This window comes from Streptomyces sp. NPDC013187 (genome assembly GCF_042899705.1).
Lineage (GTDB): Bacteria > Actinomycetota > Actinomycetes > Streptomycetales > Streptomycetaceae > Streptomyces > Streptomyces hawaiiensis_A.
On record NZ_JBIBAF010000011.1, the window covers coordinates 115,708 to 141,630 of the forward strand.

General features: G+C 70.9%; 20 protein-coding genes and 3 pseudogenes. 11 read left to right on the forward strand and 12 right to left on the reverse strand.

Annotated elements, in window-relative coordinates; genetic code table 11:
• Positions 1-4: 4 nt before the first annotated feature.
• Positions 5-304, reverse strand: a pseudogene (locus ACFY5B_RS24165) (aldo/keto reductase); the annotation flags it as partial.
• A 38-nt stretch (positions 305-342) separates the two neighbouring features.
• Positions 343-3,198, reverse strand: coding sequence for a glycoside hydrolase family 3 C-terminal domain-containing protein (locus ACFY5B_RS24170; RefSeq protein WP_389972409.1), 2,856 nt, complete (start codon positions 3,196-3,198; stop codon positions 343-345).
• A gap of 387 nt (positions 3,199-3,585) precedes the next feature.
• Here ACFY5B_RS24170 and ACFY5B_RS24175 point away from each other — a divergent pair.
• From ACFY5B_RS24175 to ACFY5B_RS24200, 6 genes and pseudogenes are all read left to right on the forward strand, one after another.
• Positions 3,586-4,431, forward strand: a pseudogene (locus ACFY5B_RS24175) (extracellular solute-binding protein); the annotation flags it as partial.
• A pseudogene (locus tag ACFY5B_RS24180) lies at positions 4,341-4,712 on the forward strand (beta-galactosidase trimerization domain-containing protein); the annotation flags it as partial. The pseudogenes ACFY5B_RS24175 and ACFY5B_RS24180, both read left to right, overlap by 91 nt.
• Before the next feature lie 147 nt (positions 4,713-4,859).
• A complete protein-coding gene (locus ACFY5B_RS24185; RefSeq protein ID WP_389972755.1) occupies positions 4,860-5,015 on the forward strand; it encodes a Beta-galactosidase C-terminal domain in 156 nt (51 codons plus the stop codon).
• 28 nt (positions 5,016-5,043) lie between these two features.
• Positions 5,044-7,179, forward strand: coding sequence for an alpha-galactosidase (locus ACFY5B_RS24190; protein ID WP_389972411.1), 2,136 nt, complete (start codon positions 5,044-5,046; stop codon positions 7,177-7,179).
• 18 nt (positions 7,180-7,197) lie between these two features.
• Entirely contained in the window at positions 7,198-8,709 is a 1,512-nt protein-coding gene (locus ACFY5B_RS24195) for a glycoside hydrolase family 43 protein (RefSeq protein WP_389972413.1), read from the forward strand.
• 95 nt (positions 8,710-8,804) lie between these two features.
• The gene (locus ACFY5B_RS24200; RefSeq protein WP_389972757.1) at positions 8,805-10,568 is read left to right on the forward strand and encodes a cellulase family glycosylhydrolase; all 1,764 of its coding nucleotides are present in this window, start codon (positions 8,805-8,807) and stop codon (positions 10,566-10,568) included.
• A 152-nt stretch (positions 10,569-10,720) separates the two neighbouring features.
• Here the strand turns inward: ACFY5B_RS24200 and ACFY5B_RS24205 are convergent, their stop codons facing one another.
• Genes ACFY5B_RS24205 through ACFY5B_RS24220 form a run of 4 tightly spaced genes read right to left on the reverse strand, consistent with a single transcriptional unit; the run spans position 10,721 to position 14,683 of the window.
• A complete protein-coding gene (locus ACFY5B_RS24205) occupies positions 10,721-11,731 on the reverse strand; it encodes an aldo/keto reductase (protein ID WP_389972415.1) in 1,011 nt (336 codons plus the stop codon).
• On the reverse strand, positions 11,728-12,486 hold the full coding sequence (locus tag ACFY5B_RS24210) for an SDR family NAD(P)-dependent oxidoreductase (protein WP_389972417.1): 759 nt from the start codon (positions 12,484-12,486) through the stop codon (positions 11,728-11,730). Before ACFY5B_RS24210 ends, ACFY5B_RS24205 begins: the two co-directional genes overlap by 4 nt.
• Positions 12,483-13,820 (reverse strand): L-fuconate dehydratase, encoded by a 1,338-nt coding sequence (locus ACFY5B_RS24215; RefSeq protein ID WP_389972419.1) that lies wholly within the window; start codon positions 13,818-13,820, stop codon positions 12,483-12,485. Before ACFY5B_RS24215 ends, ACFY5B_RS24210 begins: the two co-directional genes overlap by 4 nt.
• Before the next feature lie 11 nt (positions 13,821-13,831).
• Positions 13,832-14,683, reverse strand: coding sequence for a fumarylacetoacetate hydrolase family protein (locus tag ACFY5B_RS24220; RefSeq protein ID WP_389972421.1), 852 nt, complete (start codon positions 14,681-14,683; stop codon positions 13,832-13,834).
• Positions 14,684-15,260: 577 nt separating this feature from the next.
• On the opposite strand from ACFY5B_RS24220, the gene ACFY5B_RS24225 reads away from it, so the two are divergent.
• The 4 genes from ACFY5B_RS24225 to ACFY5B_RS24240 all read left to right on the forward strand — a co-directional run bounded on the left by ACFY5B_RS24225 (position 15,261) and on the right by ACFY5B_RS24240 (position 19,897).
• Positions 15,261-16,316 (forward strand): sugar ABC transporter substrate-binding protein, encoded by a 1,056-nt coding sequence (locus tag ACFY5B_RS24225; RefSeq protein WP_389972423.1) that lies wholly within the window; start codon positions 15,261-15,263, stop codon positions 16,314-16,316.
• A gap of 129 nt (positions 16,317-16,445) precedes the next feature.
• On the forward strand, positions 16,446-18,038 hold the full coding sequence (locus ACFY5B_RS24230; protein ID WP_389972425.1) for a sugar ABC transporter ATP-binding protein: 1,593 nt from the start codon (positions 16,446-16,448) through the stop codon (positions 18,036-18,038).
• A 2-nt stretch (positions 18,039-18,040) separates the two neighbouring features.
• The gene (locus ACFY5B_RS24235) at positions 18,041-19,084 is read left to right on the forward strand and encodes an ABC transporter permease (RefSeq protein ID WP_389972427.1); all 1,044 of its coding nucleotides are present in this window, start codon (positions 18,041-18,043) and stop codon (positions 19,082-19,084) included.
• A 111-nt stretch (positions 19,085-19,195) separates the two neighbouring features.
• Entirely contained in the window at positions 19,196-19,897 is a 702-nt protein-coding gene (locus ACFY5B_RS24240) for a FadR/GntR family transcriptional regulator (RefSeq protein WP_389972429.1), read from the forward strand.
• Positions 19,898-20,005: 108 nt separating this feature from the next.
• Here the strand turns inward: ACFY5B_RS24240 and ACFY5B_RS24245 are convergent, their stop codons facing one another.
• From ACFY5B_RS24245 to ACFY5B_RS24260, 4 genes are read right to left on the reverse strand one after another with little or no spacing between them, the layout of a single operon-like run.
• Positions 20,006-20,704: an alpha/beta fold hydrolase gene (locus ACFY5B_RS24245; protein WP_389972431.1), complete on the reverse strand. Its 699-nt coding sequence runs from the start codon at positions 20,702-20,704 to the stop codon at positions 20,006-20,008.
• A 10-nt stretch (positions 20,705-20,714) separates the two neighbouring features.
• On the reverse strand, positions 20,715-21,125 hold the full coding sequence (locus ACFY5B_RS24250; protein ID WP_389972433.1) for a nuclear transport factor 2 family protein: 411 nt from the start codon (positions 21,123-21,125) through the stop codon (positions 20,715-20,717).
• A gap of 2 nt (positions 21,126-21,127) precedes the next feature.
• A complete protein-coding gene (locus ACFY5B_RS24255) occupies positions 21,128-21,937 on the reverse strand; it encodes an MBL fold metallo-hydrolase (RefSeq protein ID WP_389972435.1) in 810 nt (269 codons plus the stop codon).
• Between the two features lie 42 nt (positions 21,938-21,979).
• Positions 21,980-22,597, reverse strand: a complete 618-nt coding sequence (locus ACFY5B_RS24260; protein ID WP_389972437.1) for a DsbA family protein — start codon at positions 22,595-22,597, stop codon at positions 21,980-21,982.
• Between the two features lie 393 nt (positions 22,598-22,990).
• Between ACFY5B_RS24260 and ACFY5B_RS24265 the strand changes: the two genes are divergently transcribed.
• The gene (locus tag ACFY5B_RS24265) at positions 22,991-24,337 is read left to right on the forward strand and encodes a jacalin-like lectin (protein WP_389972439.1); all 1,347 of its coding nucleotides are present in this window, start codon (positions 22,991-22,993) and stop codon (positions 24,335-24,337) included.
• A gap of 117 nt (positions 24,338-24,454) precedes the next feature.
• On the opposite strand, the gene ACFY5B_RS24270 is transcribed toward ACFY5B_RS24265, so the two are convergent.
• Positions 24,455-24,949: a MarR family winged helix-turn-helix transcriptional regulator gene (locus ACFY5B_RS24270; protein ID WP_389972441.1), complete on the reverse strand. Its 495-nt coding sequence runs from the start codon at positions 24,947-24,949 to the stop codon at positions 24,455-24,457.
• 40 nt (positions 24,950-24,989) lie between these two features.
• Positions 24,990-25,922 (reverse strand): AraC family transcriptional regulator, encoded by a 933-nt coding sequence (locus ACFY5B_RS24275; RefSeq protein WP_389972443.1) that lies wholly within the window; start codon positions 25,920-25,922, stop codon positions 24,990-24,992.
• Position 25,923 lies beyond the last annotated feature (1 nt).

A 25,923-nucleotide genomic window follows, 5' to 3' on the forward strand; every position in this document is an offset into this window, starting at 1 on the left:
TCGGTTCCAGGGTGTCGCCGACGGACCGTAGGACGCCGTCGCGGCTGAAGTCCCCTTGCCGGAGCAGGTCGTCGCGCACGACGAAAACCTCGTCGTCGACGCCTCGGGGCCCATCGTCGGGGACGGGGAGCCGGCCCGCCTCGGAGGAGACGACGCAGGCCTCACGCGGCCGGGCGCGCAGGGCGGCACCCAGGCGGCGCTCGGAGAGGCCGAGGCCGTAGTGCGGAGCGGTGTCGGACTACCGGATGCCCGCGTCCCAGGCCGCGTCGACGGCGGCCGCCGCGTCCTGGGCCGGAGTCACCCGTGGAGTCGCCGTCGACGGTCGGCAGCACCTCGCACTGATCACACGGCCCCGTCCTCGGACGAGCCGAAGGAGAAGGAGGAGAGGCGGAAGTCGCCGTGCAGGATCAGTCGCAGGTCGTGGACACCGTCGACGGGTGCCGTCACATCGGCCGCCACTGTGGTCCAGATGTAGGGGCCCCCGGTGACCGGTACGGTGAGTTCGGTCAACGGCCGGTCCCCGGCCAGGATCTCCAGCCGTGGCTCTCCGCCGCCGGCGTCCACGCGCGCGACCTGCGCCGCGAAGCGGGCCGCGCCGGTCAGATCGGCGCGGCGGAACAGCAGGGTGGCGGGGCGTGCGGGGCCGGCCGGGGCGACGGCGTCACCTGCGGCGCGGTCGGCGTCGACCAGGGTGACGGCCGTGTAGTCGTCGAAGTCGACCGCCAGGGTACGCCGGCCGACGACCGCTCGGGGCGCGGGAGGCGCGCCGGTCACCGTCAACGGTGCGGTCAGGACCACGTCTTCGGCGGACCTGGCGACGAGGACCTCGTAGGTGCCGGGGTCCACGGTGAAGGCGCCGGTGGCGACGTCCCAGTGCGCGAACCGGTCGGCGGGCAGCCGGAAGACCACCTCCCGGCTCGCCCCGGGTTCGAGCCGTACCTTGCGGAAGTCGGCGAGCCGCAGCCTCGGCGCCTCGTAACGGGCTTTCAACGCCCGGACGTAGAGCTGGACCACCTCGCTTCCGGTACGGCCGCCGGTGTTCGTCAGGCTCAGTGAGACGTCGAGCGTGCCGTCCCCCGCCACCTCAGCCGCGGACAGCCGCAGGTCGCTGTGGGTGAAGTCCGTGTAGGACAGACCGTGTCCGAAGGCGTAGCGGGGTGCGGCGTGGTGGTACTGGTAGGTCCAGCCCGCCTTGATGACGTCGTAGTCGAGGGGGTGCGGGAGCTCGTCGTCGCCCCGGTACCAGGTTTGCGGCAGGCGCCCGGCGGGGTCGGCGTCACCCCGCAGGACGGCGGCCAGTGCGGTGCCTGATTCCTGCCCGCCGTGAGACGTCCACATCACGGCGGGCAGGTGCTCGTCGGCCCAGTCGAGGGCGTAGGGGTAGCTGCTCATGACGACCAGTGCGGTCTCCGGGCGGACCGCGGCGACCGCGCGCAAGAGCGCATCTTGGGCCGCGGGCAGTGCGATGCCCGAGCGGTCCTCGGTCTCGCGGCCGTCGATGAGCGGGTGGTTGCCGAGGACGACGATCGCTACATCGGCCGCCTCGGCGGCGGCGCGGGCCTCGGCCGTGCCGTCCCGCAGCAGCTCGCGCTGCCAGCGTTCGGCCTTCTGCGGCGTCTCGGCGGTGGCGGCGACCCGACCGTCCGTGGGGTCGACCGCGGCGTAGCGGCCGGTGTGGAGGTTGCGCAGGAGCACGGTGTCGGCGTCGCCGAGCGGATCGGGCTCCAGTCGGAAAGTCTCGTTGACGAACCAGCTCTTGATGACCGTGGGGTCCGCGAGGATCGCGTCGTCGTCCTTGCGGGTGAGGTAGCGGCCGGTGCCGGTGTCGCGCAGCGTCAGCGTGCCGCCGCCCCAGTCCTGGACGTCGAACGTGGTCCCGCCAAGAGGGGTGCCCGTGGTGTGCGAGCGCAGGGCGATCCGGTCGGTGCCCTCGACGGTGACGACGTCCGCCGGGGCGGCACGCAGCCCGGACGCGATGCCGACCCGGTAGGGCAGGGTGCCGCTGTACCAGTCCTCGTACACGCTGTCGGCGTGGGGGCCGATGACGGCGATGCGGAAGGAGCGCTCCGTCCGCAGGGGCAGCAGGCCGTCGTTCTTGAGCAGCACCACCGACTCGGTGGCGGCGCGCCGGGCGAGGGCGCGGTGGTCGGGGCAGTCGATCACCTCCGGGCCGATCCCGGCGTACGGGTCCAGGTCGGGGTCGAACTCGCCGAGACGGAAGCGGAGTTGCAGGTGGCGACGGGCCGCGCGGTCGATGTCCGCCTCGTCGATCAGGCCGCGTTCCAGGGCCTCCCGCAAGCGGCCGGTGACGGTGGAACTGTCCTCGTTCTGGTCGGTGAAGCTGTCGATGCCGGCCTTCAGTGCCGCAGCGTGCCCCTCGGGGTGGTCGGCGAAGTAGTGCTCCGGGTCGACCAGGTTGGACGGTGCCTCGGCGTCGCTGACCACGAAGAGCTCGTGTCCGGTCGGCACGGCCCACTCGCGCAGTTCCGTCCGGATGAGTGGACTGACGTGGCAGGGTCGGCCGTTGACGAGGTTGTACGCGGCCATCGCGCCGGTGGCCGCACCCGAGGCGACGGCGGGCCGGAAGGCAGCCAGGTCGTACTCCTGGAGGACGCGGGGGCGCAGGCCGGAGGAGGTGATGCAGCGGTCGTCCTCGTTGTTGTAGGCGAGGAAGTGTTTGAGCACGGGGGCGGCGCGCAGGTACGTGGGGTGGTCGCCGGCCAGCCCCCGGCAGTACGCCGTTCCGAGCCGTGCGGTGTGTTCCGGGTCCTCGGAGTAGCCCTCCTCGTTGCGGCCCCAGCGCGGGTCCCGCAGCAGGTTCAGCACGGGCGCCCATGCCTGCAGGCTGTTGGTGCCGACGCCGTTCGCCGTAGGGCGGTGGCGGTGGAAGGCGCGCAGTTCGACCGAGACGGCCTGGGCGACCTCCCGCACCAGATCCTCGTCCCAGGTCGCGCCGAGACCCACGGCCTGCGGGAAGACGGTCGCTTCACCGAGCCAGGACACGCCGTGCAGTGCCTCCGTGCCGGTGCGGAACGCGGCGACGCCGAGACGCTCGACGGCCGGGGCGTACTGGTGCAGAAGGGCGATCCGCTCGTCGAGTGTGAGCCGCCCGAGCAGGTCGTCGACCCGCTTCGACATGGGCAGTGCGGGGTCACGGAACGGGAGCCGAGCGGCGGCGGTCAGCGACGGAGAAACCACGAGGCACACCTCTGGAAGCAGGCCGGTTTCGGATTGTTGAAGCGCTTCGACGCTGCCACCGCCTTCGCAGCCTGTCAATGCATTGAAGAGAGGGAAGTTTCTCAGGTATCACCATCTTGTTTCGCGAAAAGCATGTCATTAACGTTCGCCGCCTGGTGAAGCGCTTCGACGCTCTGTGGGAGAAGGGGCCGCTCATGAGCAACGAGTTGAACCGCAGATGCTTCGTCGGCAAGGCCACCGTGGTGGCGGGGGCCGCGGCGATGGCTCCTCTGCTCTCCGCCTGCGGGAACGACGGCGCACAAACAACCGGTTCGAACACCGCGTCGGGACTGAAGAAGGCGATGCCCGCCTACGTTCCCCAGGTCCGCGAAGCCCGACATCCCTTGGGTGTCGAACGGCGCCGACCCGGCCACGGACCCCGCCTCGGGGAACTCCTTCTACCAGGCCATGAACAAGGCCCTGGGTGTCGACCTCACCATCAAGCCCGCGGACGGCAACAACTACGCGACCATCATCCCGACCATGACGGCCGCCAAGCGGCTGCCCGACCGGCTCCAGCCGCCGACCTGGTGGAATGCCACCTTCAACGTCGGCCGGCTCGCGGGCACCCAGCTCGCGGACCTGACGCCCTACCTGTCGGGCGACAAGATCAAGAAGTATCCCGGCCTGGCCGCGATCCCCACCGGTGGCTGGCAGGTCGGCGCTCGGGGCAACAAGCTGTACGGCACACCGAGCGGATCCACGAGGTTCGCCATCGCCGGTACCACCTTCTACCGGCGCGACATCCTGGAGGCGCAGGGCATCACGGCGGACGACGTCACGTCCGCCGACGACCTGATGAACCTCGGCAAGGAGCTGACCGACGCCTTCTACTCCGGGAAGGTGCTGATAGTGGGCGGCGGCACCGGTGCCTGGAACCTCGCCGATTACCAGTCGGGCATCGCCGCGGACAAGAAGGCCCCGCGTGCGGCACCATCGCCGAGTGCCCTGCACGACGCGGACGCATGGTGGGCACTGGGCGTGGACGGCCTGCCGTCGGCGGGTCTCGACGACTACCACGCGGCACCCGGCCGGGCCCACCGCGCTCTGTGGGACGCCGGCGTCACGGTCGACTTCGCCCACCAGGAGCACGATCTGGTCCGGTGCCCGCTGGTCCTCGCGCCCGCCCTGTTCCTCCTCTCCGACGAGGCCGCCGAGAACCTGCGCCGCTACGTCGCCGGCGGCGGCACGCTTCTGGTGCAGCACGCGAGCGGATACGTCGACGACCGCCTGCACGCTCGTCTCGGCGGTATCCGGCCCCTCCCCTGCGCGAGGCCCTGGGCATTCGCGTCGAGGAGTACCGGCCGCTGCGGCGGGACGAGCGGATCACCCTGTCGGACGGGTCGCACGGCACCGTATGGAGCGAGTCCCTGCGCACCGCCGGTGCGCAGCCGCTCGCCGCCTACACCCACGGCCTGCTCGCCGGCAGCCCGGCTCTCACCCGTCACCACTACGGCGCCGGACAGGGCTGGTACCTCTCCACCCGCCTCGAAGACGTCGATGACGCGGCCCTGGTCGCCCGGCTCCTCGAAGACGTCGATGACGCGGCCCTGGTCGCCCGGCCCCTCGACGAGGCGGACGTGGGCCCCGAGGTGCAGGACCTCTCTCCCCGGGTCGAGGCCGTGACCCGGCACACCCCGGACGGCCGCCGCTGGCGCTTCCTGATCAACCATGGCACCGAACCCGTGCCGCTCCCCGAGCCCGCCCACGACCTGCTCACGGACGCCCCGGTGGCGGAACTGCCGCCCGGCGGCTGCGCCGTGCTCCGTATGGCCTGAACCCTGCCGACCGATCGGAAAGGCAACCATGACCAGCGCACCGCAGATCATCCGATGGGGCCACCGGGCCCTGGAGGTCGAGATCGGCGTCGGCGAGGACGGCATCGCCCGCCTCACGCGGATCGGCCGCCCCGGCGGCACGCCTCCCGAGCGGCGCAACTGGCCTCCGCTGCCCCTGGTGGAGGTGACGGCCGCGGGCCACGGCCGCGCCTGGTCGGGCGGGCGCCTCATCGACACCTCCCTCGGCGCGCGTCTGCGGTACCGCGAGCACCGCGTGAAGCGCGACGGCGCGTGGCAGATGCTCACGGTCCGACTTCACGACCCCGAGACCGGTCTCGCAGCGGAGGTCGCCTACCGCTCGCCGGACGGCGTGCCCGTGCTGCGCGCCGAAGTGGCCCTGCGCAACAGCGGGGAGGCCACCCTCCACCTGGAGTCGGTCTCCTCCCTCGTCGTGGGCGCTCTCGCCGATGGGCCGGAGGCCGTCGAGGCGGCGGACCTGCTGTGGGCCGAGAACGACTGGGTCGCCGAATGCCGCTGGCAGCGACGGCCGATGCGGGTGACCTCACCGGCCCTGGGCGATCGCGTCGTCTACGACAACGGCAAGGGCGAGTTCACGCGGACCGGGCGGGGCGTGTGGTCTAGCTGCGGCCGCCTGCCCATGGGCGGCCTGACGGACCGTCGTCTCGGGCGCACCTGGGTGTGGCAGATCGAGCACAACGGCGGCGGCTGGCACTGGGAGTGCGGCGAACGCGACACGCTGGCCTACCTGGCCCTGTTCGGCCCGAACGACACCCACCACGGCTGGCGGCACCCGCTGGAGCCCGGCGCGGAGTTCGCCACCGTACCGGTGGCCCTCGCCTTCAGCGACGACGGCGGCCCGGACGAGGCCTTCGCCGCCCTCACCCGCTACCGGCGGGTCATCCGCCGCCCGCACTCCGACCACGAGCGACTCCCCGTCATCTTCAACGACTACATGAACTGTCTGATGGGCGACCCCACGACGGAGAAACTGCTGCCGCTGATCGACGCGGCAGCCGACGCGGGCGCGGAGTACTTCGTCATCGACGCCGGCTGGTACGACGGCGAGAACGGCGGCTGGTGGGACAGCGTGGGCGCCTGGGAGCCCGCCGCCTCGCGTTTCCCCGGCGAGCGCGGGATCCACGAGGTGCTGGACCGCATCCGGGAGCGGGGCATGGTGCCCGGTCTGTGGCTGGAGCCGGAGGTGATCGGTGTCCGCAGTCCCATGGCCGAGTCGCTCCCGGACGAGGCGTTCTTCCGCCGCGACGGTGTACGCGTCACCGAGACCGGCCGCCATCACCTGGATCTGCGTCACCCCGCCGCCCGCGCCCACCTGGACCAGGTCGTGGACCGCCTGGTCGGTGAGTGGGGCGTCGGCTACCTCAAACTGGACCACAACATCGACCCGGGCTCCGGTACGAGTGCCCACCCCGGGGAAACGCCGGGCGCCGGCCTGCTCGGTCACAACCGGGCGCACCTCGACTGGCTCGACGGCATCCTGGACCGCCATCCGCACCTGGTCGTGGAGAACTGCTCGTCCGGCGGCATGCGCTGGGACTACGCGCTGCTGTCCCGGCTGCAGCTGCAGTCCACCAGTGATCAGCAGAACTTCCAGCTGTACGCGCCCATCGCGGCCTCCGCACCCACCGCGGTCACCCCTGAACAGGGCGCCGTCTGGGCCTACCCGCTGCCGCAGGACTCCCTGGACGAGGTGGTCTTCACCATGGCCAACGCCCTCCTCGGCCGCGTCCACCTGTCGGGTCTGCTGCCGGACCTGCGGCCCGAGGCCCTCTCCCTCGTGCACGAGGCCGTCGCCGTGTACAAGGCCATCCGCGACGACCTGGCCCGGGCCGTCCCCGTCTGGCCGCTCGGCCTGCCGGCCTGGGAGGACCCGTGGCTCGCCCTGGCTCTGCGCACCCCCGCCACCACCTACCTCACGGTCTGGCGCCGCCCGGGAGCCGAGGCCACCACGCGTCTCGCTCTGCCGCACCTCCACGGCTCCGCGTCTCGCCTCGAGGTGCTCTACCCGACCGCGAGCCAGGCCGACGCCCACTGGGATCCCGGCACCGCCGACCTCACGCTGACGCTGCCCACGGCTCCGTCCGCCGTGCTGCTCCGCCTCGACCACACGTCGACGAACCGCTGACGACAAGGATGTGACCGCGTGCCAGAGAATCAGCTCCCGACAGCTGCCGTGACCAACCCCGTGATCCCCGGCTTCCATCCCGACCCCAGTGTGTGCCGGGTGGGCGACGACTACTACGTCGTGTGCTCCAGCTTCGAGTACTTCCCCGGCATCCCCGTGTTCCACAGTCGCGATCTGGTGCACTGGACGCAGATCGGCAACGCCCTGGACCGGCCGAGCCAGCTCCGTCTGCCCCCGGACATGGCGTCGTCCGGCGGCATCTACGCCCCCACCCTGCGCCACCACGACGGCCGTTTCTGGCTGATCGTCACCAACGTGGCCAAGGGCGAGGGGAACCTGCTGTTCACCGCCACCGACCCGGCCGGGCCCTGGTCCGAACCGGTGCGGCTGCCGGGGGTCAAGGGCATCGACCCGGACCTCGCCTGGGACGAGGACGGCACCTGCTGGTGCACGGTCGCGGGGGTGTCGCAGGTGCGCATCGACCCGTCGACGGGGGAGACGCTCGGCGAGCAGCACCCGCTCTGGTCCGGCAGCCCAGGCGCGATGGCCCCGGAGGGACCGCACTTGTACCGCATCGGCGCGTACTGGTACCTGCTCATCGCCGAGGGCGGCACCGAGCGCGGCCACGGCGTCTCGATCGCCCGCGGGACGTCTCCCTCCGGCCCGTTCGAGCCGTGCCCGCACAACCCGGTGCTGACCCACCGCGGCACCAACCGCCCTGTCCAGAACACCGGACACGCGGATCTGGTGCAGGCACCCGACGGCTCGTGGTGGATGGTGCTGCTGGCCGTCCGGCCGCGGGGCGGCACACCGGGCTGGCATGTACTGGGCCGCGAGACGTTCCTGGCGCCGGTGGAATGGGTGGACGGCTGGCCGGTCGTCGGCGAAGTCCCGTCCGAACTGCCCGCGCCGGCCTGGCCGCTCGTCCCCGTACCCGCCGAAGCCGTACGTGACGACTTCGACCTCAGCGAGCTGCGGCCGCAGTGGATCTCCGTGCGGGAACGCCCCGTGGAGCACTGCACCACCAAGGAACGCTCCGGCTGGCTGACCCTGCGTGCCCGTGGTGACTCCCTGGACGAGCCGGACGCCGTGTTCGTCGGCCGCCGCCAGCAGCACCTGGCATGCGAGGCACGCACCCGCATCGACGTGGAGCAGGGACGCGGCGGTCTCGCCGTCCGTCTGGACGAGGAGCACCACTACGAGATCGAGGCGTCGAAGGGACAGGTGCGGGTGCTCGCCCGCGTCGGCAGCCTGCGCACGGTCCTGGCCTCCCGGCCGGCGCCCTCCGGCCCCGTGACGCTGGGCGTCCGGGTCTCCCCCGCCCCCGAGCAGGGCCCCCGCACCGGTCCCGACACCCTCACCTTCGGCGTCGAGGAACCGGACGGCACCTTCGCCGAACTCGGCACCCTGGACGGCCGCTACCTGTCCACCGAGGTGGCCGGCGGCTTCACCGGACGGGTCATCGGCATGTACGCCGCCGCCGGCACGGTCCACTTCGACTGGTTCGACTACACCCCCCAAGGCTCCTGACCAGGCACCGCTCGCGCCGGGCGCCCTCCCTCGGCCACCTGAACGCACCTCCCCCAAGGGCGGGCCCCCGCCCGGTCGAAAGAAAAGGGTCAATGATGCAGAGAACGCAGCACCTCACCGGTCGCCGCAGCCGCGGCCCCGGCCGCCTGCTCGGCCTGCTGCTGGCGCTGGTCACCATGATCGGGGTGACCGGCACCTCGGCCTTCGCCGCCCCAGCCCACAAGGGCTCGCTCCCGATACGGCTCCCGAAGCTCGCCGCCACCCCCATGGACACGGTGGCCGCGATGCAGCCCAGCTGGAACCTGGGCAACACCCTGGACGCCATTCCCGACGAGACGTCCTGGGGCAACCCGAAGGCCACCAAGGCCCTGTTCGACACGATCAAGGCCCAGGGTTACCGCAGCGTCCGCATCCCCGTCACCTGGAGCGGACACCAGTCCTCCTCGGCGCCCTACACGATCGACGCGACCTGGATGGCCCGCGTCAAGCAGCTGGTCGACTGGGCGCAGGCCGACGGCCTGTACGTGGTGATCAACGTCCACCACGACTCGTGGCAGTGGATCAACACCATCGCCACCGACCACGACGGCGTGCTGGCCCGCTTCAAGGCCACCTGGACCCAGATCGCCTCCACCTTCAGGAACTACCCGCAGTCCCTGCTCTTCGAGAGCAACAACGAGCCGCAGTTCGACAACACCACCGACGCCCAGGGCATCCAGTACAACAGCGAGCTGAACACGGCGTTCCACACCGTGGTACGCCAGTCCGGAGGCAACAACACGAGCCGGCTGCTCGTCCTGCCCACCCTGCACACCAATTCCGGCCAGGTCTTCCTGGACGCCCTGGCCGGCGAGATGAAGTCGCTGAACGACAAGAATCTCGTGGCCACCGTGCACTACTACGGCTACTACCCGTTCAGCGTGAACGTCGCGGGCGGCACCAAGTTCGACGCCACCTCGCAGCAGGACATGAGCGACAACTTCTCCAGGATCCGTGCCACCTTCACTTCCAAGGGCATCCCCGTCTACCTCGGTGAGTACGGCCTGCTCCAGTTCCCCGACTCCAACCACCCCTCCCGCATCGAGCGGGGCGAGGCGCTGAAGTTCTACGAGCAGCTCGGCCACAACGCCCGCACCGCCGGTGTGACCACGGCCCTGTGGGACGCCGGAACCTGGAACCACCTGAACCGCACCACCCTGCAGTGGTCCGATCCCGCGCTGTTCGCCGCGATCAAGTCCAGCTGGACCACCCGCTCGGGAACCGCCTCCTCGGACCGGATCTTCCTGGCGAAGGCGAGCGCCATCACGGCCAAGTCGCTCACCCTGAACCCGAACGGCACCACCTTCCGGGGCCTCTGGCAGGGCAACACACGCCTCGTCCAGGGCCGGGACTACACCGTCTCCGGCAACCAGCTCACCGTCACGGCCTCCGCCCTGACCAGGCTGGCGGGCAACCGCGCCTACGGGACCAACGCGACGATCCAGGCCCGTTTCTCCGCGGGCGTCCCCTGGAACATCTACGTGACCACGTACGACAGGCCGGTGCTCTCGGGCGCGAGCGGCACCACCCCCGACGGGCTCGGCATCCCCACCCAGTTCCGCGGTGACCAGCTGGCGACCATGGAGTCCAAGTACGCCGACGGCAGCGTCGCCGGCAACACCTCCTGGACCCCCTACCAGGAGTTCAACGGCGCCTTCTCTCCCAACTACTCCGGCAACGCCCTCACCCTGACCGCCGATTACCTCAACGCCCTGCGTGACGGCGCGCAGGCGACGCTCACGTTCCACTTCTGGAGCGGGGCCACCGTGACGTACCGCGTGACCAAGAACGGAGGCTCCGTGACGGGAACGGTCGCCTGACCGCGCCACGCCTGACCCTCGGGGGCCACCCCGGCCCCCGGGGCTCTCTCCCGGTCCCCTCGGCTCTCAGCGCGGTGATGCCCAGCCCTTCGGTGCAGTGGTCGTGGACGGCACGGGCAGCGTGCCCGCGGCTCTGGTGTGCGGGGCGGCTCTCAGGGCGACTTCTCCGACGGCATCCCGGCGGGGGTCGGCGTGTCCGGTGTCAGCAGTCCCTCGGCGCGCAACTCGTCCCAGAGGGCGGCCGGGACCGGCTGCCGCAGCTGCTCCACGGTGTCGCGCACCTCCTCGGCGAAACGGGCCCCGGTCAGGACGCTCGCGACCGCGGGGTGGCCGTACGGGAAGTGCAGGGCGGCGCTGCGCAGCGGCACGCCGTGACGTCCGGCGACGGCCTTCAGCCGCAGCGCGCGGTCGAGCACCGATTGCGGGGCGGGAGCATAGTCGTACATCGCACCGGGCTCCGGGGCGACCAGCAGCCCCGAGTTGAACACCCCGCCGATGATGACGCTCCTGCCGCGAGCGGCGGCCTCCGGCAGAGTCTCGGCGAGGCCCTGCTGTTCGAGCAGGGTGTAGCGGCCGGCGAGCAGGACGACGTCGATGTCGGTCTCCCGCAGGAAGCGGGCGGGCAGCGCGCACTGGTTCATCCCGACGCCGATCGCCCCGATCACACCTTCGTCGCGCAGCCGCTCCAACGCCGGATACGCCTCGCGCAACGCCTGGTCGGCGTGGTCGTCGGGGTCGTGCAGCAGGGCCACGTCGACGCGGTCGAGGCCGAGCCGTTCCAGGCTCGCTTCCAGGGAGCGCAGCACCCCGTCGGCGCTGAAGTCCCAGACGCGCCGGTGGGTGTCGGACACGGCGAAGCCGTGCGCCAGGTCGTCGTCCCCGCCGCCCTGTGGGTTCGGCTCCAGCAGCCGCCCGACCTTGGTGGACACGGTGTACATGTCCCGGGGGCGGTCGCGCAGTGCCGCGCCCAGGCGGCGTTCGGACAGGCCCAGCCCGTAGTGGGGAGCGGTGTCGAAGGTGCGGATGCCCGCGTCCCAGGCGGCGTCCACCACGGCGAGGGCCGCCTCGTCGCTGATCGGGCGGTAGAGGTTGCCGATACCCGCGGCCCCGAACGACAGCGCGGTGACCCGGACACCGGTGCTGCCCAGTGTCGACGTCTTCATGAGCCGGCCGCCGGGCGGATCCTGAGCCCCTGCATACCGCCGTCGACGGCGAGGGCCGTACCGGTCACGGAAGCGGCGGCCGGAGACGCCAGGTAGACGATGGCGGCGGCGACCTCGTCGGCGGTGACCAGGCGCCCCATCGGCTGACGGGCTTTCAGAGCGGCGCGTTCCGCCTGGGGGTCGTCGGCGGCGTCCAGAAGCCGCGCCACCCAGGGGGTGTCGGCGGTTCCGGGGTTGACGCAGTTGACGCGGATGCCTTCGCGGACGTGGTCGGCGGCCATGGCGAGGGTCAGCGACAGGACGGCGCCCTTGCTGGCGCAGTAGAGGGCGCGCTGCGGGAGGCCTGCGGTGGCGCCGATCGAGCAGGTGTTGACGATCGCCGCGTGCGCCGAGCGTCGTAGATGGGGCAGGGCGGCCCGGGTGGTGCGCACGATGCCGAGGACGTTGACGTCCATGACGCGGTGCCAGTCTTCGTCGGTGTTGTCCTCGATGGTGCCTATGGCTCCGACACCGGCGTTGTTGACCAGGATGTCGAGACCGCCGAGGTGTGTGGCCGTTTCCTCCACGGCGAGGCGGACCGACGTGTCGTCGCGGACGTCGGCCTTGACGGGGTACAGCGGTTCGGGCACCCCGGACGGTGCGAGGTCGAGCACCGCCGCCGTCGCACCCCGCTCGGCCAGCGCGCGTGCGGTGGCGAGCCCGATACCGGAGGCGCCGCCGGTGACGAGGGCCTTGAGTCCTGACAGTTCGCTCATGTGTCACTCTCCTGCCGGGCGCGGTCGGCGACCCAGAAAGTTCCGTCCGGGAAGTGGTAGGCGGCGATGGACTCCTCGCGCATGGTGGCCGAGAAGCCCGGGTCGAGGGGCGCTGTGTAGTGCCCGTCGCGCACGACCACGGGCGTGTCGAAGTGCTGGTGGAGGTGGTCGACGTACTCGATGGCCCGGTCGTCGGTGGTGCCGGACAGGGTGAGGTAGTCGAACATGGACAGGTGCTGCACCAGCTCGCACAGTCCCACTCCCCCGGCGTGCGGACACACGGGAACCCCGTACTTCGCGGCGAGCAGCAGGATCGCCAGGTTCTCGTTCACTCCGCCGACCCGGGCCGCGTCGATCTGCAGCACGTCGATGGCACCGGCCTGGAGGAGCTGTTTGAAGACGACGCGGTTCTGCACGTGTTCGCCGGTGGCGACCTTGACGGGGCCGACAGCCCGGCGTACGGCGGCGTGTCCGAGGATGTCGTCGGGGCTGGTGGGTTCCTCGATCCAGTAGGGCTTGAACTCGGCGAGCGCGTTGGTCCATTCGATCGCCTCGGCCACGCCCCACCGCTGGTTGGCGTCGATGGCGATGCGGATGCCGTCGCCGACGGCCGCGCGGGCGGTGCGCAGGCGCCGGATGTCGTCGCCGAGGTCGGCGCCGACCTTGAGCTTGATCTGGGTGAACCCGTCGTCGACCGCCTGCTCGGCCAGCCGGGTGAGCTTGTCGTCCGGGTATCCGAGCCAGCCCGGGGACGTGGTGTAGCCCGGGTAGCCGCGCTCCAGCAGTGTCACCTCGCGGTCGGCGAGTCCCGCGCGGCCCTTGCGCAGGAGGGCGAGGGCCTCCTCGGGGGTGAGGGCGTCGGTGAGGTACCGGAAGTCGACCTGGGAGACGAGCCACTCGGGTTCGGCGTGGGCGAGCAGGCGCCACAGCGGCTGCCCGGCGCGCTTGGCGGCCAGGTCCCACACGGCGTTGACCACGGCGCCGATGGCCATGTGCATCACGCCCTTCTCGGGGCCGAGCCAGCGGAGCTGGCTGTCGCCGATCAGGTCGCGGCTGAGCGAGCCCGGGTCGTCGCAGAGCTCCGCGACGGAACGTCCCACGACATGGTGCCGCAGGGCGTCGATCGCGGCGACCTGCACGTCGTTGCCGCGTCCGATGGTGAAGGTGAAACCGTGGCCTTCCGGACCGTCTGGGGCGTCGGTGCGCAGCACCACGTAGGCGGCGGAGTAGTCGGGATCCGGGTTCATGGCGTCGGAGCCGTCCAGTTCCCGCGAGGTGGGGAAGCGGACGTCGTACGTGTCGAGCGCGGTGATCCGGGCTGCGATGGCGGTCACGGGCGTGCCTTTCACGCTTGGCCGAAGGTCTGGCCCTGGCTGCCGAGCCGGTCGACGGAGAGTTCGACGGTGTCGCCCGGGCGGAGGTAGGGAGCGCCGGGCAGACCGAGGGCCACGCCCGCGGGCGTACCCGTGTTGATCACGTCGCCCGGTTCCAGGACCATGTACTGACTCAGGTAGGCCACGAGGTGGTCGACCGGGAAGATCATGTCCCGGGTGTGTCCGTTCTGCCGCTTCACGCCGTTGACGCTGAGGTGCAGCCCGAGGTTCTGCGGATCGCCGACCTCGTCCGCGGTGACCAGCCACGGGCCGAGCGGGTTGAAGGTCTCGCAGGACTTGCCGAGGTCCCACTGCGAGGAGTACTCAAGCTGGAACTCCCGCTCCGAGACGTCATGACTGATCGCGTACCCGGCGATGACGGCCCGGGCGGCTTCCGGGCCGTCCAGGTAGCGAGCCTGTCGGCCGATGACGACCGCGAGTTCGACCTCCCAGTCGGTCTTCACCGAGCCACGCGGGACGAGCACCCGGTCGTAGGGTCCGACGACGGTCCCCGGATCCTTCATGAACACCACCGGCCGCTCGGGGATCGCGGCACCGGTCTCGGCGGCGTGGTCCCGGTAGTTCAGGCCGACGCAGACGATCTTGCCGGGGCGTGCGACGGGCGGGCCGATCCGCAGTCCGCCGGCGTCCAGTGCTGGGAGGTCTCCCGCCGCGATGGCGGTGCGGGCGCGGTCGATACCGTCCGAGGCGAGGAACGCGCCGTCGATGTCGGAGGTCACGGAGGACAGGTCCAGCAGCCGGCCCTCGTCGGTGCGGACAGCTGGGCCTTCTTCGCCGGTGGCGCCGACTCTCAGCAGTTTCACTCGCAGTCTTCCCTTGCCCTAGGCGGTTCGCGGAGGGAGACGACGGCCGGTTTCCGTGCTCTCCCAGTCATCGGATGTATGACTACAGCGCGACTGTAGACGCGAGAGAAACCCGCTGGCAACGGATACCTCGGATGTATTTCCCTACGCGCCGGTGGCCTCCTTGACCGGGACGGAACACCCCGATGGACGCTCCTACAGGTATGCACAGGTATGCCGGGCGAGGGCCGGAGTGGGCGAGCAGACCTGGTCCATGCCGCGCAAATCAGTGGGTTCGGAGTCTTGTCAGCATCGACAACGCCGTCGTAACGTCCTCGGCGTCCGAGATACATCGGAGGACTACTCTCAAGCTTCCCAGCTGCACCCTGCACTTCCGTCGGCCGTACCGGTCGGCGGGCCTTCACCTCTTCGGCACCGGCTGTCCCTCACGTCCGTCCCCATCGGGCGCGGGCCCGCACCGCCCCGTGCCGGGCCGCCTTTTGCCCGGCCTGCCTGCTCCCCCGCGTCCGGCAGGCCGGTACGCACCTCCTCACCCACGCCCCGCGGTCCTCCGCCCTGCCAAGGAGACAACACGGCCATGAAGCTCACTCGCACCCGCTCCACCGCCGCAGCCGCCACCGCTGTCCTCGCGGTACTCGCCCTCGCCACCGCGTGCAACCGCGAGAGCACCGCCACGGCCGCCTCGGGCGGCGGCGACAAGCCGTCCATCGGCATCGACCTGCCGCGCTCCGACTCCGACTTCTGGAACTCCTACGCCCAGTACGTGAAGAAGGACATCAAGTCCGGCGGCATCAAGGCCCTGCCGATCAGCAACTCCCAGAACGACATCACCAAGCTCGTCGCCAACGTCCAGGTCTTCGAGAACACCGGCGCCAAGGCCGTCGTCATGGCACCCCAGGACACCGGTGCCATCGCCTCCACCCTCGACTCGCTCGCGTCCAAGAAGATCCCCGTGGTCAGCGTCGACACCAGACCCGACAAGGGCGACGTCTACATGGTGGTGCGCGCCGACAACCGGGCGTACGGCACCAAGGCCTGCGAGTTCCTCGGCAAGCAGCTCGGCGGCAAGGGCAAGGTCGCCGAGTTCCAGGGCGCCCTGGACTCCATCAACGGACGCGACCGCTCCGAGGCGTTCGCGCAGTGCATGAAGACCAAGTTCCCGAAGATCAAGGTCTTCGAGCTGCCCACCGACTGGAAGGGCGACGTGGCCTCCGCCAAGCTCCAGTCCCTGCTCGCCCAGCACCCGGATCTGAACGGCATCTACATGCAGGCCGGCGGCGTCTTCCTGCAGCCCACCCTCGCCCTGCTGGAGCAGAAGGGACTGCTCAAGCCCGCCGGGCAGAAGGGCCACATCAGCATCGTCTCCAACGACGGCATCCCGCAGGAGTTCGACGCCATCCGCAAGGGCCAGATCGACGCCACGATCTCCCAACCCGCCGACCTCTACGCCAAGTACGCCCTCTACTACGCCAAGGCCGCGGCGGAGGGCAAGACGTTCGAGCCGGGTGCGACCGACCACGACTCCACCATCATCAAGCTGCCCAACGGCCTGGAGGACCAGCTGCCCGCACCGCTGGTGACCAAGGACAACGTGGACGACAAGTCCCTGTGGGGCAACAGCGTCGGGCACTGACCGGCAGGCGGCGACGCCGACGCCGGGGGCCTCGCCATCCCGCTCCCCCGGCCCGGGCCTCCACCCCGGATCCGGGCCTGTACCGCGCTCCGCGGCCCCACCCTCCGTACCCGAAGGACGGTACACACCATGGCGGACACCGCCACCACCCCGGCGGCCGGCTCCGGAACCCGGTCACCGGTCGCCGAGGCGACCGGCATCGGCAAACGGTTCGGCGCCACCGTCGCGCTGCGCGACGCCCGCATCAGCATCGCCGAGGGCGAGTCGCACGCCCTGGTGGGGCGCAACGGCGCCGGCAAGTCGACGCTCGTGTCCATCCTCACCGGTCTCCAGCAGCCCGACACCGGTTCCCTTCGCTTCTCGGGCGAACCGGCCCCCGCCTTCGGCGACATCGACGCCTGGCGCTCCCGGGTCGCCTGTGTCTACCAGCGGTCCACGATCATCGGTGACCTGACCGTCGCCGAGAACCTCTACCTGAACCGGCAGAGCCCCACAGCGATGCGCCCCATCCGCTGGAAGCAGCTCAGACAGCGTGCGGAGGAACTCCTCGCCGAGTACGGCGTGGCCGTCGACCCCGCCGCGCGGGCCAGGGATCTGACCGTCGAGCAGCGGCAGTTCGTGGAGATCGCCCGCGCTCTGTCCTTCGGAGCCCGCTTCATCATCCTGGACGAGCCCACCGCCAAGCTCGACGCCCGCGGCATCGGCCGGCTCTTCGGCAAACTCCGGGACCTCCAGGAGCAGGGCGTCGCCTTCCTCTTCATCTCCCACCACCTGCAAGAGGTGTACGACCTCTGCACCACCGTCACGGTCTACCGCGACGCCGCCCACATCCTGACCGCGCCCGTGGCCGAACTCGATCACCACTCCCTCGTGGAGGCCATGACCGGCGAGGCGGCCGTGGGCCAAACCCTCGCGAGCGGGCCCCCGGTGACACCGGTGGATGGTGCGGAGCTGCTGCGCATCGACGCCCTGACGGTGCCCGGCGCCTGCGAGGACCTCTCCCTGTCGGTGCGCTCCGGCGAAGTGGTCGGGCTCGCCGGAGCGGCGGCCAGCGGCAACGTACAGGTGGGCGAGGCCGTCGCCGGTCTGCACCGGGCCGAGGCCGGCGGGATCTCGGTCGGCGGCAGGGCGGTACGCGCCGGCAGCGTCCCGTCCGCCCTGGCCGCAGGTGTGGGTTTCGTCCCCGAGGACCGCCATCTGCAAGGCCTCGTCAACGGCCGCAGTGTGGCCGAGAACGCGACGCTCACCGTCACCGACCAGCTCGGCCCGTTCGGTGTCGTCCTGCCCGCCCGCACCCGCGCCTTCGCCCGGCACATGATCCGCGATCTCGACATCAAGACCCCGGCAGCGGCCACCCCGGTCTCCGCCCTCTCCGGCGGCAACCAGCAGAAGGTGGTGGTCGCGCGCGCCCTGGCCACCGACCCGCACGTGCTGGTGGCCATCCGTCCCACGAACGGCGTCGACGTCAAGTCCAAGGAGTTCCTGCTCGGCAGGATCCGGCGGGCCGCCGACGAGGGCAAGGCCGCGCTGATCGTCTCCGACGAACTGGACGACCTCAGGGCCTGCGACCGGGTCGTGGTCATGTTCCACGGGCGGGTGGTCGGCGAGTTCGCCCGCGGCTGGAAGGACGAACACCTCGTCGCCGCCATCGAAGGCGTCACCGGCACCACCACCCCACCCGCCGCGTCCACGGCGTCCGGCACTCACCAGCACGGAAGGTAGACATGTCCGCCACCACAGATGTCACGGAGCCCGCATCGAGCACGAAGGCGCCGGCCTCGGTGGACACCACCCGGAGCCGGCTCGACGTCGGCCGCTTCCGTGAACTGTCCCTGATCCCGGCCATCCTGGTGCTGGGCCTGATCGGCTTCATCGTCTCGCCGGCCTTCCTCACCGCCGACAACCTCATCGGCGTACTGCAGCAGTCCACCGAGCTGAGCCTGCTCGTCCTGGCCGCCGCCCTCATCCTCATCTGCGGACGGATGGACCTCTCCCTGGAGTCCACCATCGGCGTGGCCCCGGTCATCGCCGTGTGGCTCGTCCTGCCCTCCACCGGCGGGCGGTTCAACGGACTCGGCCTCTTCCCCGAGTGGACGGCCATCCCGCTGTGCCTCCTGGTCGGCGTGGCGATCGGCGCCCTGAACGGCTTCCTCATCCTCAAGCTGCGGCTCAACGGGTTCATCGTCACTCTGGGCGGTCTGACGATGTTGCGCGGTCTCCAGGTCGCCCTCTCCGAGGGCCAGTCGATCGTGGACCTGCCGTCCTCGTTCACCTATCTGGGCAAGGCGTCCTGGCTCGGTGTACCGGCAGCCATCTGGATCTGCGCGCTGCTGTTCACGGTGGCCGGCAGCGCCCTGGCCTGGCTGCGGCACGGCCGGGCGCTGTACGCCATCGGCGGCAACGCCGAAGCGGCACGCACCGCAGGCATCCGCGTCGACCGGATCGTGTGGGTCGTCCTCATCCTCGGCAGCCTGCTCGCGGCGTTCGCCGGCATCCTCTACAGCGGCCACTACGGCTCGATCTCGGCGACCCAGGGCAGCGGCTGGATCTTCCAGGTCTTCGCGGCGACCGTCATCGGCGGGGTGAGCCTCAACGGGGGCAGGGGCTCGGTGTTCGGCGCCCTCACGGGTGTCCTCACCCTGCAGCTCGTCGTCAACGTCATGACGCTGGCGGGCGTACCGGCGCTGTGGAACCAGTTCCTGAACGGCGCCATCATCATCGTCGCCCTGATCATCTCCCGCTTCGCCTCCGGCGAGAGGCAGGACTAGTGCCGCGGCAGGCACCGTTCGCCCCGGAGCGACGCCCGGGCACCGCTCCGGCTCGGCCCCGGCGACGCGAGGCGGCGCTCGCACCATCCCCCGGCACAGGAAGGCATGCGCGTGGCACTCACCGACGAGGCGATGGACAAGATCAAGGCGATGATCGTCGCCGGCGAGCTGGCACCCGGTTCGCGCCTGCCGAAGGAGGAGCTCCTCGCCTCGCAGCTGGGTCTGTCCCGCAACTCTTTGCGGGAGGCCGTCCGCGCGCTCACCGCGATGCGCATCCTCGTGGCGCGGCAGGGCGACGGCACCTACGTGTCCAGCCTGGAGCCCCAACTCCTCCTCGAGTCGCTCTCCTTCGCCTCGGACGTCTCGCAGGGGCATACCGCTCTGCAACTGTTCCAGATACGCAGGCTCCTGGAACCAGCGGCGACCGGGATGGCCGCCACGTTGCTGACGCCCGATGACCTCCGGGACCTCGGCGACATCCTGGAGAGGTCCAAGTCGTCGGCCACCGTGGAGGATTTCGTGGCGCACGACATCACCTTCCACGCGAGGATCGTCGAAGCGGTCGGCAACCCGGTGTTGTCCATGCTGCTGCGCGTGCTGTCCACCAGCACCCAGCGGGTGCGCATCGTCCGCGCCGGCCAGGCCCGCCGTGCGGTGGCCCACGCGCACCGGGACCACGAGCAGATCCTCGGCGCACTCCGGTCCCGCGACGCCCTGCTGGCCGCTTCGGCCGCGACGGTGCACATCACCGCCGTCGAGCAGTGGCTGGCGGCAAGCCTCACCGAGGCAGCGGAAGCACCCCTGGCCGGCTGACCGGTCCCGTCCGGCCCGCATGAGTGAAGGCGGGTTCCCGGCGTCCGTGAAGGCGGGTTCCCGGCGTCCGTGAACGCCGGGAACCCGCCCCGTCGGGGCCGGTCGACGTCAGTCGCCGGTCGCGGCCCGTGCCACCGCTGCCGCGAGGACGTCGGCGACCTCGTCGGGGTGGGACAGGTGCGGGGAGTGCCCCGAGGGGACGCGCAGGATGTGCGCGGCGCGGTCGGCCCACTGCTCCTGGACGGGGGGCGGCAGGGCCGGGTCCTCGGTGGCCACCACGTATGTCTGCGGGACGTCCGCCGACGCGGCGCCCAGTTTCTCGGTGAAGGCGCGCATGCCCTGCCAGTTGAGGCGTTTGACGGCCTCGGCGGTCAGGACGGGGTCGACGCCGCTGAAGACGGACTCCTCCGCGTCTCCCGCCTTGACGGCGAGCCCGTCCGGCGATCGGTGCCAGGTGGGCGGGAAGTCGCCGCCCATCCACTCCATCATCGAGGTGCCCGGCTCCAGGGCGAACGCGGCGATGTAGACCAGTTCGACGACCTGGTCCTCTTCGGCGGCGACCCAGGTGGCGGGAACACCACCGTAGGAGTGGGCGGCGAGCACGACGGGCCCCTCGACGCCCTCGACGGCGGCACGGACCACCGCGACGTCCTCGGTCAGCCCTTGGGCGGCGGCGCTGTCGGGGTTGCTGCTGGGCAGTTGCACGGCGAGGGAGGCGATGTCGCGGGCCGTGAGACGCTCGCGCAGCGGGTCGAAGATCCACGGGGTGTGCATGGCACCGTGGACCAGCACGACGGTCGGTTTCATCAGAGAGACCTCACGAGGTCATCGCGTCGCGGACGAGCGCGGTGTCGGTGAACTGTTCGAAGCGGACGATCAGGCCGCCGCGCACCACGAAGTGATGAGCCACCCGGACGTCGATCGGCTTGCCGGTGCTCTTGTGTGTCGCGGTGTAGCGGGCGAGGACGACGACGTTCTCGCCGTCGACGACATAGGTGTCGTCGTGGGCCGCCCAGCCGTCCCAGTCCTGGCCGAGTTTCTCCATCACGTTGGCGGTGACGCCCTCGGGGGTGCGGTAGGTGCCTGCGAGGGGGAAGCCGGCCATCTCCGTCCACTCCACGTCGGGGGCGAGCGTGGCGCGCAGGGCTGCCAGGTCACCGGCCGCCGAGGCCAGGTACTGGCGGCGTACGACGTCGGCGGGGGCGGTGGAGGTGGTGAACTCGCTCATGGTCAGCCCCACTGCATTTCGCCCTTGGCGACCTTCGCGCCGATCTGGGCGGCGATCAGCATGCCGTTGCCGGGGTAGCGCTCGACGAGGGCGTCGGTCAGCGCGGCGCCGTCGGCCGCCTTGCCGAGCTCCTCCTCGAAGGCGACGAGGTACTCGCGGGTGGCGGTGATGGCGGAGGCGTCGGCGGGAGCGCCGGGCAGGCGGTGCCCGGGGACGACGAGCTCCGGCTGCAGGGCGGCCATCTCGTCGAGCAGGCCGATCCATGCGGAACGGTCACCTGGGGCCGGGGTGTCGGCGACCCAGACGTGCTCCTGCTGGAAGAGCAGCACGCCACCCAGGATCGCGCGGTGCTCGGCCTGCCACAGGTAGTGCCGGTCGGGGAGATCGGCCGGGCCTCCCCTGAGCTCGAAGCGGTTTCCTTCAAGGGTGAGGTCGCCGGTCAGCGGCTCCAGGTCGACGAGACGGGTCGGCAGGTTCTCGCCCACGGCCGCCCAGGCCTTGAGCTTGCCCTCGTAGGAGTGCCGGATGTGCTCGATGATGATCGGGGTGGCGACGAACTTCGCCTCCGGGAAGGCGTCGGCGAGGACCTCGGCGCCGAAGTAGAAGTCGGGGTCGCCGTGGCTGACGAAGACGGTGGTCAGCTTCTTGCCGGAGTCGAGGACCTCTGCGGCCAGGCGGTGACCGTCGGCGCGGGTGAAGGCGGCGTCCACGAGGAGCGCCTCGTTCTCGCCGGTGACGAGGGTGGCGGTCTTGTTCTTGCTGCCCGCGGGGAAGTCGAGGTCGAGGACCTTGAAGGAGAGAGCGCTGCTCATTGCTGGTTCCTTGAGTGTGGGGTGGCTGGGGACGGGGGGAGCTCAGTGGGCCGTCAGGGACGAGAGCCGCTGTTCGACCTCGGTGGCGGTGGCGTTCCCGTAGGCCAGCGGGGTGGCCCGGTCACCGTCGACGGCGAGGAGCGTGGGGAAGCCGGTGACACCCAGGGCGGCCGCCCGGCGGAAGTCGGCCTCGGCCGCCTCCTGAGCCCGGGGTGCTTCGAAGGCGGCGATCACGGCGTCGGCGTCCAGTCCGGACTCCTCGGCGACCTTCCGGTACGTTGCCGCGTCGGAGAGGCTGAGGCCGTCGACGTAGAAGGCCCGCTGGAGTGCGGCGGCCGACTCGACCTGCCGCGTGGGCGCGACCTGGCGCAGGGCGGCGACACCGCGTGCGGCGGCCTCGGAGTCCATCACGAACGAACCGTCGGCGATCAGCCGGTCGTACGCCTCACCGAACTCGGCGCCGGTCAGCTCGGCGATCTTGGCGTTCGCACCCTGGACGTATCCGAACTCGCGGATCGGCACCCGGCGGGGCCCGGTGAAGAGGCCGCCGGAGACCACCTCGACGTCGAGCTCCGGATTCCGCGAGACCACCTCACGGAGAGTCCGGGAGAACCCGTGGGACCAGCCGCAGTAGGCGTCGAAAACGTAGCTGAGCTTCATCGTGGACCTCGGCAGAGCGGTGGGGCACCCGCCTGGTGCGGGCGATTCACCTGACACAACAGTACCTGACACGTCAGATATTTGGGGCGAGGTGTCGCTCGCCACACGAGCCGGTACCGAGCGAGCGGCTCGGTCGTGCCGATCCTTGCCCCGACCGGTGAACACAGGCCTGCACCGGAGGTCAAACGATCGCCAAGCATGCGACCGCCCTGGCGTATCGACCGCGAGCGCGTCACCCAGGGAGCAGGGTTCTCCTGACCGACCTCCGCACCCGCCTGGTCCGGACCCGTCGGTCAAGATTCGGTCTCGCTTAACCGAGTAGTCGGCCGCAGGGATTGTTACCCACGGTAAGTTCCGCCTCCCCACTCCCCGTTGTCAGGAGCCCCGGTTTTCATGCGCCGACTTCCAGCCTCCATCGCGGTGGCGTCCGTGGCCATCGGCGGGTTCATCACGAACACGTCGCCCGCCGCTGCCGCGGACCCCGCGTCCGGTTCCTTCAGCGTCCTCGCCTACAACGTCGCAGGCCTGCCGGAGAGCATCTCCAGCGCTCCCACCCCGCGCGAGCCCGCCACCACGGAGATCGGCCGGCGGATCGCGCCGTACGACATCGTCAACGTCCAAGAGGACTTCAACTACCACGCCTTCCTCTACGCCGGCGACACCGCGCACGCGTACCGGACCCCCACCAGCGGCGGTGCGGGGATCGGCAGCGGCCTCAACACCCTGGCGAAGCTCCCCTACGACACCGACGACTTCGAGCGGGTGCGCTGGAAGTCCTGCCAGTTCGACTCGGGTGACTGCCTCACGCCCAAGGGGTTCACCTTCATCCGCCAGCGTCTCGCCGAGGGCGTGTACGTGGACTTCTACAACCTGCACACCAACGCCGGGACGAACCCCGGCGACCTGGCCTCGCGGGCGGACAACCTCAACCAGCTGACGGCCTTCATCAAGAGCCATTCGGCCGGGAACGCCGTCGTCGTCATGGGCGACACCAACACCCGCTACACGCGCTCCGGCGACACCATCGCCGAGTTCGCCGCCGCGAACGGCCTGACGGATCCCTGGGTCGAACTCATCCGCAGCGGCACCCCGCCCGCCAAGGGCAGCGACGCCCTGGTCTGCGACCAGACCGGCCCCACCGTGCCCAACACCTGCGAGGTCGTGGACAAGGTCCTGTACCGCGACAGCAAACTCGTCTCGCTCGACGCCACCTCCTACAACAACGAGCACTCCAAGTTCCTCACCGACAACGGGCTCATGCTGTCCGACCACGACCCGATCAAGGTGGGCTTCTCCTGGTCGCGCGCCGCGGACTTCCAGCTCAGCGACCAGTTCGGCGGGCCGCACGGCGACCACTACAACGACATCGACGCCGTCCCGGCGGGCGTACGCCCGGTCAGCCTCTCGCTGCGCAGCGGCACCCGCGTCGACGGTGTCGGCCTGACGCTCGGCAACGGCAAGGTCGTCAGCCACGGCGGAACCGGCGGCACGGTGTCGACCCTGAACCTGGGCAGCGGGGAGTTCCTGAGCTCCGCCCGGCTGTGCCGAGGTGAGAAGGACGGCCGCACACGGATCTTCTCCGCCGAGTTCACCACGAACCTCGGCAGGAGCCTGTCCGGCGGAACGACCACGTCCGACTGCGTGACGCGCACCGCGCCGTCGGGATGGCAGATCGCCGGGTTCCACGGGCGCGCCGGTGCCGAGGTCGACAAGCTGGGCTTCATCTACACGAAGCGCTGACGCGCTCCCACGTCGGCTGCCACCGGCGCCGGCACGCCGACGGCGGCGACGGCCTCACACCGGCTGTCGCCGCCTTCCGGTGGGGCGGATTCATCCGCCTGCCCAGCCGCCGCGCGGTCAGGGGAGGCGGGGCAGCATGTCCCGCGCGCTGTGGCTGAGAACGCGGAGGTTCTCGGCGAACCGCTCCCGGTCCTCGACCGGCAGGGGCGCCAGGAAGTAGCGCTTGATGTTCTCCACGTGCGCCCGGGCCGCGACGACCGTGGTCTCCTCCCCCTGCGCGGTCAGGCGCACCAGGCGCGCACGCCGGTCACCGGGGTCCTCGACCCGCTCGACCAGACCGGCCGACACCATGCGGTCCACCAGGCGGGTGGCACCTCCCGTGGTCAGCACCTGCTCCTGGGCGATGGCACCCATGGACAGCCCGGGCTCCCCCGCCCGCCCCAGAATGAGCAGCACCTCGAACATCAGGTGGCTGATGCCGCACTCCGCCTCCAGCGCCCGGCCCAGGATGTATTCCAGCCGGTTCGCAGCCCCCTGCAACCGGCCGAAGGCCAGCACCAGGGCGTCGTTCGCCGCTTCCCCCGGCGTCGAGATCTCCGCCTGCTCGTTCACGGCTCCACCACCCCTTTCCTCCTCGCACCCGTCCTCCCGATCATGCCGCACCCTCGCCGGGCATCACCTGCCGGCTGTGATGCACCTGCCGGAACGTGCCCGGCGGCATGCCCGTGTGACGGGTGAAGAACTTGCCGAAGTTGGTGGGTTCGGGAAAGCCGAGGCGGCGTGCGATCGTCGCCACCGGCTCGTCGGTGTGTGCGAGCAGGCGCCGGGCCTCCAGGGCGACACGACCGTCGATGACGTGTTTGACGGGCTGTCCCGTGGCGGCCGCGCAGGCGCGGGTGAGGGTCTTGACGGTGTATCCGAGGCGGTGGGCGTAGTCGGCGGCGCGCCGGGTGGTGGGGTAGGAGCGCTCCAGCTCGGCGCGGAAGCGGGCGTAGACCTCTCCGCCCGCGCGCGGGTCGCCGCCGCCCTCGGGGTGGGGCAGCCGGTCGATCTGCAACAGCACGGTGGTCAGCAGGAGTTGCAGGATCTCCGGGGACACGGTCTGCGCCGGCCGGTCGTACTCGGCCCGCAACTGGCCCAGCAGGGTGGACAGCACAGCGTACTCGGGGATGGCGCCCAGTTGCCGGCATGTGGTCCCGTACCAGTCGCTGACCAGCCGGTCGGCACTGCCGGCGCGCGACGGGAACGCCGAGGTGAACAGCAGATGCGTGCCGTTCGCGGTGCCCGGCCGCACGAAACTCTGCACCTGCCCGGGGCGGACCCACAGCAGTGTGCCGGGGCGGAGGGGGTAGGTCACGAAGTCGACGGCGTGCTCGCCGCTGCCCTCGGTGATGAGGGTGAGGGTGTGGAAGTCGACCCGGTGCACCGCGTCCAGCCGACTGCGCCGACGCCGACGCCGCTCGTGCAGGGTGGACAGGTCGATGATCTCGAAACCGGGGATCCGCTGCTCGGGCGGGTTGAAGTCGAACCGGGGGATGGCGCCGCCCCGGGAAGGGTCGTCCGCGTCAGGATCCGAGGCGGGCATC